This is a genomic window from Mucilaginibacter psychrotolerans (genome assembly GCF_004519315.1).
GTDB lineage: Bacteria > Bacteroidota > Bacteroidia > Sphingobacteriales > Sphingobacteriaceae > Mucilaginibacter > Mucilaginibacter psychrotolerans.
This window is the reverse complement of sequence record NZ_SOZE01000012.1, coordinates 92,918-105,059: the sequence shown is the minus strand read 5'-3', so window position 1 is coordinate 105,059 and position 12,142 is coordinate 92,918. Positions and strand designations below refer to the sequence as shown.

Here is a 12,142-nt window from a genome sequence, read left to right as displayed (position 1 = left end):
ATTTCGGATTTGTGACTTCGGATTTCGAATTTATAGTTTCGGCTTTAGAATTTCGGCTTTAGGTTTTCCTCTAAAAAAAAAGGGTGAAAAAACGCCCGCCGATAGGGTGGTTCTCACCTGTTGACCCTCGCTGTTTTTGCTTTGTTTTACAATATGCAATTCGCGCTATACTATATGAGTTTAACAGACACCCGGCACATCAGCTTTTACAAAAGCGGCGAAACCCATTTAGTACCCACTCATGGCCAGGTAGAGCGCCTTAAGGGCAAGCTGAAAGTGCGCTTTACCTTTGAGAAGGGCAACCCCGCCAGCGAAATTGATGAAGTGGTAGTAGATAATACCGATGGCTACATACGCATGGTAACGTCAAAAGGCAAAGAATTCAATGGCGGCCCGCTGTTCGATCAATTGTACGTTTGGTACGATTATATCGAGAAACGATAGGGGGGCGCGGAATTACAATCAGTAGCCCCTGCCCGCCTGCCGCCTGGCTGTGGGTACTTGCAAGCCGCTGATAGCAGCGGGGCTTTACGCTGCTATCGGGTGTTGAGAGGACGGTCTTTCCCTTGAAATGCCGCAGAAATCACATCGATCACAGCTAAATACAATGATGAGCATCACTTAATAACTTTTTGATTTTCAAAAAATTAACTGTAGGTTTGATTTACTTGCCTTACACATTAATACGTTCTTTAACCCGTTATTAATTTCTTCTTTTTATGCTTGCAGCAGACCCCCACCATATTATTGCCATTGGCGCATCCGCGGGTGGTATGGATGAAATTAATTCCTTTTTTGATCATACCCCCCTCGATGGGGTTTCTTATGTGATCATCCAGCATTTATCGTCGGATTTTAAAAGCCGCATGGTGGAGCTGTTGGCCCGGCATAGCAAGCTTGTTGTACAAGAGGCCGAAAATGAGATGCCTGTAGTTTGCAATGAAGTTTACCTTATCCCGCACAATAAATTCATGACCATTAACGATGGTACCTTATATTTAACCGATAAGGAGCATGTTAAAGGACCGCATTTAACCATCAATCACTTTTTTGAATCGCTTGCTGCCGATTGCGGTAAAAAGGCTATCGGTGTTATTCTTTCAGGCTTGGGCAGTGATGGCACCGATGGTATTAAAGCCATCAAAAAAGCAGGAGGGATGATCATGGCCCGCAACCCGGCAACATCCGAATTTGGCAGCATGCCCTCAAGCGCTATTGCTACCGGTTTGGTAGATTTTGTTTTAGAACCGGCACAAATGCCCGGTGCTATAGAAGATTATGTTAAAAACGAGGGCGAGCTTTTAACCGATGATAAGGATGATGAAACCAACTTAAAAGCCATTATCGACCTGATCAAGGAAACGTCGCCACTCGATTTTTCTGATTACAAACAAACCACCATACTCCGCAGGACTAAGAGGCGTGCATCATCCGGCAATTTCACCTCGCTCAGCAGTTATCTCGATTACCTTAAAGCAACACCCGCTGAAGTTGAGGCGCTTGCTAAGGAATTCCTCATTAGTGTAACCTCGTTTTTTAGGGATAAGGGGGCTTTTGAACTTATACAAAAAGAGGTATTGCCCGATATAATACACAAGCTTTCGCCCGACGAAGAATTGAAGCTATGGGTTGCAGGCTGTGCTACAGGTGAAGAGGTTTACTCGCTGGCCATACTGATTGCCGAACTGCTAAAGGATGGCGCGGAAGACCGCGTAGTAAAGATATTTGCTACCGATATTGATAGTGCGGCTTTACTGCATGCCGGTAAAGGACTGTATAGTGCTAAAATTTCTAAAGAAGTTTCGCCTGAACGCCTGGAAAAATACTTTATTAAAGAGGGAGACGGATTCAGGGTAAACCCGGTTATACGTAAGATGGTGATTTTTGCCCAGCACGATCTGGTGAAAAACCCGCCTTATTGCAATATGCACTTTATCAGCTGCCGCAACCTGCTCATTTATATGACGGCGGTACTGCAAAAAAAGGTATTCACTATGCTGCTTTTCGGGCTCAAAATGGATGGGTACTTGTTTTTAGGATCCAGCGAAAATCCGATGCCGATACTCAAGAATCTGCAGGTAGTTCATAAAAAATGGAAGATCTATAAAAATCTCGAAAAAAAGAGAGGGATAAACTTCGATGCTTTTTCTTTGCCCGATCTTTTGGATATTAAAAAGGCGCCTACGCGTTTTGCAACCGGTGATATCGCTAAAAATCCCAATCATGAGTTGTCAGAAGCGATGCACATCAGCTTAGCCGCCGGGCTGGATTACCTGGCCGTTTGTGTGAACGAAAATAACCAGGTGATAAGCGCCTACGGCGACACTACAACTTATTTACTCCAGAAGCATTTTACCTCCAACCTAACCGAGCTCTTACCCAAACCTCTTGCTGTGGTGTTCAATACTTTAAGCAGCAGTGTTTTAAAAGATGGCGAAAATGCTGCCGTGAAGGGCGTAAAAATTAAAGAGGGCAATAAGATATTTAAAGTTAATCTTTCGGTTAGCGCCTTAGAAGTTAAAGGCGAGCAAAAACTATTGATGGCAACCTTTACCAAAGATAAAACTAATCCCGCCAAAGATGATACGGTATATAATGAAACTCTATACCTCGATCAGTACACCAAAAACCTGGAGGCAGAGCTAAAGGAGCTGAAAGATAAACTGCATTTATCCTACGAAAGGCTTGATGCCTCTAACGAAAACATGCAATCGTTTAATGAGGAGCTGATATCGGCCAACGAAGAGATGCAGAGCACTAATGAAGAGATGCAATCTGTAAATGAAGAACTGCATACCATTAATGCCGACTACCAGTTAAAGAACAAAGAACTGCTGGAAATTAACGAGGACCTGAATAATTATTTCAGGAGCAATGTAAACGGGCAGCTATTTATTAATAACGACCTGCAATTGATGCGTTTTTCGCCAGGCACAACAAAACAGATAAACCTGCTGGAAACGGACATTGGCAGGCCGCTGAGTAATATATCTACCAATATCAAATTCGAAACCATCATTGATGATATCAGGCAGGTGCTGCACGATGGCTCTGTTATCACCAAAGAAATTGAAACCAACAACGGCAAATGGTATCAGATCATGACGATGCCCTACCTGCTGGCCGATAACACCAACAGCGGCGCGATCATCACCTTTAATGACATTACCGAGCTAAAGCGTAACGAACAGGAAATTGATAAAAAGAACAAAACGCTGCTGCGCATTAATACCGATCTGGACCATTTTATCCACGCCGCCTCGCACGATCTGCTGGCTCCGCTTAGCAATATAGAAACCAGCATCAATATCATGAACAGAATAACCTTAACCGATGTTAAGCTGATGGATTTTTTGAATATCATTAATGGCTCCGTTAAAAAGTTCCGCGAACTGATAACCGATATTGCTACGATAGCCAAGGTGGAGAATGATATGATAGCCATGGAAATGGTGGACCTTGATGAAATAATGAATAACATAGAATGGAGCCTCGAAAACAAGATTAACGCATCGGGCGCAGTAATTACCAGAAACCTGGCCGTTAAGCAGATCCTTTTTTCTAAAAAGAACCTCAGGAGCATTGTTTATAACCTCATTTCAAACGCTATCAAGTTCAGAAGCGAAGAAAGCCCGGTAATTACCATCCTTACCTGGCAGGAAGGCGATATGGTTGTTTTATCGGTAAAGGATAACGGGAAAGGCATCCCTAAACGCGGTATCGACAAAATTTTTGATATGTATGGCCGGCTAAACCAGGATGTAGAGGGGCATGGCATAGGGCTGTACCTGGCCAAAAAAATAGTAAATGCCGCGGGAGGTAAAATTGTTGTAGAAAGTGAGCCGGGTGTGGGCTCTGATTTTATGATCTACCTCAAAATAGAAACGGAAGCGCCAGCCATAACGCCGTTTTTAAACTGATTTAATAAATAACTGGTAAATAAATATTTAAATAGCAAAAATCATAATGCTGGCACCATAATTGGCTATCTGTTGCCGATACTATTCTACCTTGATTTATGAGCAAAAAGATATTGGTTTTAGATGATGACGATGATATTTTAGATGTTGTTGCTTACTTGTTAACCGAAAACGGCTATGAGGTGAAAACCTTAAACTGCGGCGACACCGTATTTAACCACATCAAAGATTTTACCCCCGATCTTATTTTAATGGATGTGATGCTTGCCGATATGGATGGGCGCACCATTTGCAGAGAAATAAAAGAAAACCATCTTACCAATTTATTGCCGGTTATCCTTATCTCGGGCACACACGATCTTGCTGCGGTGCTTAATTTACCCGGCGCGCCAAATGATTTCATTGCAAAACCATTTGATGTAGACCAGTTGCTTGATGCCATAAAAAGGCAGTTAGGCGAATAGTGAAGCGGAAGGCCTTCACCCCAACGGGACGGCTTTAGCGCCACACAAACCCAAACCATTATCTTTTGAAAATGTAACAAATTCGCTTATCTGATAAAATCATTTTTTGGGATATTTGCCGGCAGACTTCCGCCGGATTTTTTTTGCTCCGGCCAATATTAAACACCCTATGGCTCAGAAAAAGAAAGGTAAAGTAGTCCCGTTTAGGCCGGTTGCGCTAACCGCCGAAAATTACATCAAAAACCAGGCACGCTCGCTGCCTTTACACGAATGCCTTATTACTGAAGAGTGGGAGAGTGCCGGTATATGCAGTATACTTATAGCGCGCAGGCATGTAACCGGTAATATAACTGTAGGCAAGTATCTGTGTTTGATGACGATGACTGGGACGATGATGACGACGACCTGGAAGATATGCTAGATGGAGAAGAAGCCACCAATTTGCAGATGCTGAACCTCATAAAAAAGACGAATGAAACTTACAAGGAGTTCATAGGCAACGGGTACCAGGATGGCAACCCTGTCGCCGGGCAGCCCATCGGTACCGGCTACACATTAGTTGATAAGGAAGAGAACACTTTGTACGAAACTTTTGATAACGATGCCGAGGAAGCAGAATTCAATTTGTTGAAGCAGTTGGTTTTTGACGATCAGAATTATGAACAGGCCATACCCCAATTATTGCAGGCCATAGAGAAATACCCGCAACGCGAACAGTTTTATTTCCTGTTACAATTTGCTTACACCCATAATAATCAGTTTGATGAGAGCGATGTGATTTTGGAAAGAACGTATAATAGGTTTCCTGATTACCTGCCTCACCGCGTAGATTTCGCCGATATACTTTTAGACCAGGGCAGGAATGATGAAATACCGGCCGTGTTTGATAATAAGGCCGATTTGGCAGATATATATCCCGGCCAAACAGAATTTAACATAGAGCTGGCTGCGAATTATTACGGCATAATGTGCCGCTATTATTCCATAATTGGCGATATCGCCTCTGCAGACCGTTATATGGATGCCCTGATTAACGAGGATTACAACCTGATAACACAATACGGTACCACACTTTTAAAAATACCGGTTTATGGCTTTTTAACAGCCAAATTCGAAGCAATGAACACCGGGGATGAAGCGCTTGATTTTTAGGGCGGGCTTGCATTACATCTGGGTTTAGGGTTGTTTTGTACGGTGCGTTAAACAAAGTGTTTCGTTTCGCGCGAGTGAAACACGCGAAACGCTTTTTTTGTAAATATCATTGATAATCAATTTGTTATAAAAAAACGCGGAACAGTATCATTTATGGAGGTAAACAACCTAAATTGCTATTTATTAGGGTGTTAAATAAAAAATACAAAAATAAGTGTTTCACTTTTTGCCCAAAAAGTGAAACACTTTTGTAAAGCTATTTCATCACGATTTCTTCTTAACTGGCCATTGCTACCGCAAGCGGCAGCTGGGGCGAAATTGGAATTAGGGGACAGCACGAGCACAATAGAAGCCCACTTCACCACCACATCATTGCGAGGTACGTGAGACAACCGACCAAAGGGAGCTCAGTAATACCTTCGCCCCAAAATAAAAATATTAATAATCCCCGATAAGCAGGGCGGCTTGCAATGCAGTTACTCTGCAAGCAAGCCACCAGCGGGGACGCTTGCGGCAGCGGGGGGGGGGCAGCTGGGGGCTTCTATGCAATTTTTTGCTCAAGTGTTGAAATACTTTTATGCCACTTAATCAAAATTCTGCCTATTTTAGTTATTTATTACCTTGCTCCTTATCACCATGTCTGATACCATCACTTACCAATACAACAGATCTTCGGCTTTCAACAAGTCAGCGTCTTTAGACGAATTGTTTTTAGCCAAATATAGCGAAGTACAAAAAAAGGATGCACCCTGTTTTTTTTGGGGGCGTTTAACTGATCCGTACACAACTGCACGGTGCTTGCTTACGCTTTCCAATGTTGTGCAGTCCAGTTTCAATCTTTCCCCGTTTCAGCTTGCGCTCTTAAAAGACCCTATTGTTACGGCCGGCAATGAGAAGATTAGGTTTGAGGGGTTTTCTCATTGCGCAGGGGTTTATGCGCGGGTAGATGTTTTAGGCGATGGGCACGACGGCGAATTTTTAGAAAGCGGTACAACCAACGTTGATTTTAACCAGCCAATGCTTTCGGCCTTAAGCAATGTCCGTAAAAACGAAAACGTGTTGCTATCTATCGGGCAAAAAGAAGTAGGCCTGCATCGCGAAAACGAAAAAGTAATTGAGCGGAAAGTCCCGCTGCCTGTTAAATGGATAAAAGCGCTAACCTCCGTACAAATGTTTCTTTCCGAGTCTGAAAAGGTACATTCGTTTAACCGCCTGCAGGCGCTGCAGCTATTTAAAACCATACCAAGCGGTAAACCTAAAACAGATTATTATCTATTAATAAGGGGCGGCAAGCCAATGTTTTCCCCGGTAAAATCTAATGATGCCATTACTGTTGGCGGCTTACACCGCTTAAAACTAATTGAGCCTCTGTTAGCAATAGCAGATGAGTTAAGGGTATTCCCTCATGCTACCATGCAGGCCACAACCTGGCAGGTTTATATTGGCGCTATAAGATTTACCTTGTCGTTATCGCGCGATACCTGGCGCGGGTTTTCGGGCGAGGGTGCCGGGTTGGAGTCGCTGATAGAAGATGTGCCTGATAATTGGGTAGAGCTTGTAGACAATTATAGTTACGCCAATCAGGAATTTAATGCCACCCTGCTTGCCGTTAACGAAGGGCTTGACCTGCAAAAGGTGGCGAATATTACCGGCCGCCTTTCTGCAATTGGGCTTTTAGGCTACGACCTGGACGAAAACAATTTCTTTTACCGCAGGCTACCATTTAAGCTGAGCCGTATTATGAGCCTTAACCCGAGATTAAAGGACGCCGAAAAACTACTGCTTGAAGGGAAGGTTAAAATTGTATCGCGGGAAAGTAATAAAGTGGAGGCGCAGGTAGAAGGCAGTGGCGTTAAGCACATCGTTATTCTGAACGGGGATAGAGAACAATGTACCTGTACCTGGTTTAGCAAAAACCAGGGAGAGCGGGGCGTTTGCAAACATATATTGGCAGTGAAAAAATTAATCATTAACTAAACTGCCATGACGATTACCCAAGACTTTACTAATCTGCTGGAGAATGACAAGGAAGCGGAGTTAATTCCGTTTTTGCAAAAGCTGGATAAAGCGCAAAAGAAAGAACTGGTACCGGCCCTTAAAAGGCTTTTTAAAGTCTACTCTGCTTTCAGCCAGGAAGCTGGTATAGGCAGTGTTCGGCCAAAATGGTCAAACGCGCAACGTAACGTCCTGGGCATTGCCGGCTTTGTGTGCCACAATCAAAAAGATTTCGAGCAAAGCAACTGGGGCGTTATTAACAAAGAAACCTTAGATACCATTTTGCCCTGGTACTGCCCTGCCTGGTTTAGCGATTTCATCAATAGTTATGCCAATCAGGATTTTACACCCTACTTTCTAAATTATGATTGGTACATGGAGTTGGTGGAACAAAATTATGTAATTGAAACCCCAGCGTTGATTGCCAAAATATTGCCAAATTATATTATTGAATCGAAATTGCGGGAACACAAATATGTGCCCGAAAACCTCCTCAAACGCGAGATTACTTTAAAAGAACATATCTGGTATATCTTCGAGCACGAGTCTGGGGTTAATTGGAGTTACCGGTATATCAACTTACCCGAAAAAAGCAAAGACGGGCTATGGATAGATACTTTTAAAAAGTACACGGACGAAAACAAGATCGACCGAAAACGCCTGCTGAAAGTATCGCTAAAGGCCAGTAATAATAATTTCAATCAAACTTTGTCGGGTTGGTTTATCGAACTATTCATAAAACTAGAACCCACAAAAGCCGAAGTCAAAGAACTGCAGGAAGCGTTATTCCAGGCGCTTAATTCTCCACACAGCAAAGTGGTAAATACATCAGCCAAATACTTAAAGGATCTGACCGATGAAAAGGAATTCTTAGTTGATGCTTATTTAGATTATGCTGTCGCCCTGTTAACATCAGAATCCAAAACAGTGGTGGCCGGTGCGTTAATGACGTTGGATAAGCTAGCTAAAAAGCACCCCGATCAGCGCGAACAAATTTGCGTCATCGCCTGCCAGGCATTTATCCACCAGGATAACAGCCTCCAGCTAAGGGCGGCCAAACTGATACAGAAATACGGCCACACTCAGGTTGATACGCTAAAAGAAACCATTCAAACCTATTACGACGCTTTGTTTTCTGAAGCAAGGGATATTTTAATCGGTTTTGCTATAGCGTTTGTAAACGAAAACAGCTTAACAGAAGATGCCTTGCCCGATTCCGAAGCAAGCATTATCGAAATCAGGATGCCGGAAAACTTCGATGATTTTGTTTTTTTAGCCAGCCAGTCATTTGATCAGAATGAAACTTACCATTTTGACCTGCTCCCCGCCGCCGTCCTCAAATTTCAGCATAAAATGACAGCGGATAACATCCTGAAGCTGATGCCGGCATTTCAGCGCGCCTATAAAATCATAACCAGCGATTGGAACAGTACTATGGGTTATCTGGATAATATGTTGGCTAAGTTTTTTATAAGTTATGGCCAACTGTTGGTGAACTTTACCCCATTTGCCGCTGAACCTATACGGCAAATGCAAAAAACATTTGTAAAGTTAGAGGATGATAAGAAAGCCAATTGGAGTGGTTATCAAACTCGGCTTGGCGGCATAAAGCCCTGGGATGTTTATACGCATTCATTAGGGTACAAACCGCATAAACATATTTTGTTGAATGCCTTTTTCATGCTGGAGCGAAAAATAAACCTGCCCCTGTTGTCTACACCCACTCACGAACCCTGTTGGGTTTCGGCCGTTGCGCTTATTGAACGTTTGAGCCTGTATCAAAAAGCCAATGTTATGCCGGGGGAAATGGATCTGCAAGTCGCCATTGCGCGTTGCCTTCCAAATCATCCAGAAGAGGCGCTCAAATTAGCTGATGAAAAGCTTACCGGTGAATACCGGGCATTCATGGGATTCGTGTTGGGTGAAGATAATCACGCTAAAGACAGTTACAAATGTAAAACAGCCTGGCTGATGGCCGGCGTTGCCAAATCATCGCCGAATATCGATGCCGAGTGGAGTTCGCTTACCGGTTTATCGCAACCCTATCTTAACGGGGAGTTTGGTTGGGAATCAAAGGTGGAAGACTATTTTAGGAAAGAATACAATTACAATTTAAAGGAGTATGTAAACATTCCCGACAAACAAAAAATTATCAGGGTTAATTTTGGTGATAAACAAAAAAAAACCTCAACCTTTAAAGCGGTACTCAATAAACTACTTCCTGGCCAAAAGGAAATCGAGCCATCGGTTTACGATTATACAGAACTCAAGTTTGAATATATCTCGGCAGAACATAACGACATTAAACGCCTTCTATATTTAATGCCAAGGCAGCCGGATATCCTCCTGGCCCATATTATTAATAAGGGTTTCCACTATGTGGATTTTATGGGTGAGAACGACAAAAGACTGGTCATTTATACACTCGAAACCCTTTTAACCTTAAATTACCGGTACGGAACCATGTCTCATTTGTTTGTGGCTACCTGTATGATCAGCAGCGATAAAACCGTACGTACCTATGCTGCTGAGTTATGGATAAAAGGCGTAGCCGAGGGACTGTTGGATAGCAATGCAATAGGGCGCATTATTGGTAAGCACGAAAGAATTGAGCTTGCACCTTTGAAGCGTTTTACAGACCTGATAATAGCCAACATGTTCCAAATATCCAAAAAGCATAACAGTGCCCTGGAAGGCCTGCTATGCCATTGTGTAGAACAAATGGGCGATACTCCAATTAACGGGTGCAAAAAACTTTTAGAAATTTACGCCGAGGTGTTAGCTATCAATAAAAGTAAAATTGCATTAGAGCATGTTATTGCCCTTTTGAACATTTGGGAGTCTACAGAAAGCTTGAAGAAGATCATCCAAAAGTTAAAAAATGCAGGTTGATCCTCCCGCCCCCATCCCTTACCCCAACGCCTTAAACAACAAATCCTCTAAAAAGCTGTTGGCAAAGTCGGTTTTGTTTTCGGGGGAGATATCGGTTAGTTTGGGCAGGTTTGCGCCGAAGAACTGCTGATGATGGGCGGTTTCTATCAGGGTGGTACTTAATGATCGGGGGAACTGATAGTCGGGTTGATAGGAGGTAATCACCGCCGCAATTTTGGTGCAGAGGTCTTTATAGGGCTTAAACACCGCATCTTTATTGATCTCTGTCACCTCCTTCACCAGGAACACTTTACTGCTTTCTGATATCACAATTTGGTTAAGGTACTTTTTGTTGTAATCGAACTGACTGGTACTCTCGGCAAACTCGTGCGTGAGCAAATGCACAATTACGCGTAGTTGCTCCTTTTTGTCGGTAAGGTTCTCCAGCTTAAACGTTACTAAAAACTCCATATAACACCAATACCAGTTGAGTATATACAGCAGCAGCCGGTGCTTGTTTTCAAAATACCGGTATATGGTAGCCTCGGTAGAACCAATTTCTATAGCCAGCTTTTTAAAGGTAAAATGCTCAAAGCCCAGTTCGTAAATTAAATCGATAGCTTTTTTCACCATCAGTTTACCTACCTCGCTGCTTTCGGGGTTACGTAGAAATATCTTTTCGTTGATAGCAAACTTTACCTGGAAATCCATAAGTGCAAAACTTTACACAAAGATAGTAATTCATTAAAACAAAATATTTTTTATTTGTTTGTGATAGTATTACTATTGTTGAAAATAGTTTTATAATTTTGTACTATCATTTAACGATGACGAACTATGCTACTAAAACAAAGTATTCCTGCTAAATATATCCTCAATAAAATCAAGATGGAGGTGCTTTACGTACTGCTGGTGGGCTTATTGGTAAATTATTTAACCGCCAAATTTCAGCACCTTATTCCCGAAATGCCTATCGGCATTCCGGCGTTTATTGGTACCGCTATCTCGGTTATCCTGTCGTTTAAGATCAATCAATCGTACGACCGCTGGTGGGAGGCCCGGAAAATTTGGGGCAGCATTGTAAACGAAAGCCGCACGTTTGTATTGCAGCTACAGTCGTTTGTTAGCCCGGATAAGCAAGCGCAGATAAAGGAGCTTGCCTACCGGCAAATTGCCTGGTGTTTTAGTTTGGGCCAAAGCCTGCGCGGGTTGGATGCTATTGCCAACATGGATAAATACATTTCGGAGGGCGACCTGGACCAGATCAAAAAGCACAGCAACAAGCCTTTGGCGCTACTGCAATTAAACGCCTTGCAAATAGCGAGTTTAAAAAACGGGGGTAGCCTGGAGATTTTTAGCCACGTACAGATCAATAACACGCTGGTAAATTTTTCTAATGCCATGGGCATGGCCGAACGCATCAAAAGCACCGTATTCCCGCAAACTTACCGCTTGTTCCTGCATTTCTTCATCTACATTTTTGTGGTTACGCTGGCTATTGCGTTAACCGGCATCAATAGTTTTTTTGAGATACCGCTGCTGCTGGTGATCTCGTCGGCTTTTTTCCTGCTGGAAAAATCGGCCACATACCTGCAGGATCCGTTTAGCAATCACCCTACAGATACCGCCATGACCACCATTGCTACCAACATCGAAATAAATATCAAACAACTATTAGGAGAAACTAACGTGCCCGAGCCCCTTAAGCCCCAAGGTTTCTATTCATTGTAAACCATTAAA

General features: G+C 42.9%; 9 protein-coding genes. 8 read left to right on the top strand and 1 reads right to left on the bottom strand.

Annotated features, from left to right (window positions below; all coding sequences use genetic code 11):
• The first annotated feature begins 174 nt into the window (after positions 1 to 174).
• From E2R66_RS13565 to E2R66_RS13535, 7 genes are all read left to right on the top strand, one after another.
• Positions 175 to 444, top strand: coding sequence for a hypothetical protein (locus E2R66_RS13565; protein ID WP_133231498.1), 270 nt, complete (start codon positions 175 to 177; stop codon positions 442 to 444).
• A 275-nt stretch (positions 445 to 719) separates the two neighbouring features.
• Positions 720 to 3,920, top strand: coding sequence for a chemotaxis protein CheB (locus E2R66_RS13560; RefSeq protein ID WP_133231500.1), 3,201 nt, complete (start codon positions 720 to 722; stop codon positions 3,918 to 3,920).
• A gap of 98 nt (positions 3,921 to 4,018) precedes the next feature.
• The gene (locus E2R66_RS13555; RefSeq protein ID WP_133231502.1) at positions 4,019 to 4,384 is read left to right on the top strand and encodes a response regulator; all 366 of its coding nucleotides are present in this window, start codon (positions 4,019 to 4,021) and stop codon (positions 4,382 to 4,384) included.
• Between the two features lie 169 nt (positions 4,385 to 4,553).
• Complete coding sequence (locus E2R66_RS13550; protein ID WP_133231504.1) at positions 4,554 to 4,805, top strand: hypothetical protein; 252 nt, start codon at positions 4,554 to 4,556, stop codon at positions 4,803 to 4,805.
• On the top strand, positions 4,751 to 5,536 hold the full coding sequence (locus E2R66_RS13545; protein ID WP_133231506.1) for a tetratricopeptide repeat protein: 786 nt from the start codon (positions 4,751 to 4,753) through the stop codon (positions 5,534 to 5,536). Before E2R66_RS13550 ends, E2R66_RS13545 begins: the two co-directional genes overlap by 55 nt.
• Before the next feature lie 636 nt (positions 5,537 to 6,172).
• A complete protein-coding gene (locus E2R66_RS13540) occupies positions 6,173 to 7,513 on the top strand; it encodes an SWIM zinc finger family protein (RefSeq protein ID WP_133231508.1) in 1,341 nt (446 codons plus the stop codon).
• Between the two features lie 6 nt (positions 7,514 to 7,519).
• Positions 7,520 to 10,423, top strand: a complete 2,904-nt coding sequence (locus tag E2R66_RS13535; RefSeq protein ID WP_133231510.1) for a DUF6493 family protein — start codon at positions 7,520 to 7,522, stop codon at positions 10,421 to 10,423.
• 18 nt (positions 10,424 to 10,441) lie between these two features.
• On the opposite strand, the gene E2R66_RS13530 is transcribed toward E2R66_RS13535, so the two are convergent.
• Positions 10,442 to 11,113: a TetR/AcrR family transcriptional regulator gene (locus E2R66_RS13530; RefSeq protein WP_133231512.1), complete on the bottom strand. Its 672-nt coding sequence runs from the start codon at positions 11,111 to 11,113 to the stop codon at positions 10,442 to 10,444.
• 126 nt (positions 11,114 to 11,239) lie between these two features.
• On the opposite strand from E2R66_RS13530, the gene E2R66_RS13525 reads away from it, so the two are divergent.
• Entirely contained in the window at positions 11,240 to 12,133 is an 894-nt protein-coding gene (locus E2R66_RS13525; protein WP_133231514.1) for a bestrophin family protein, read from the top strand.
• The last annotated feature ends 9 nt before the right edge of the window (positions 12,134 to 12,142 follow it).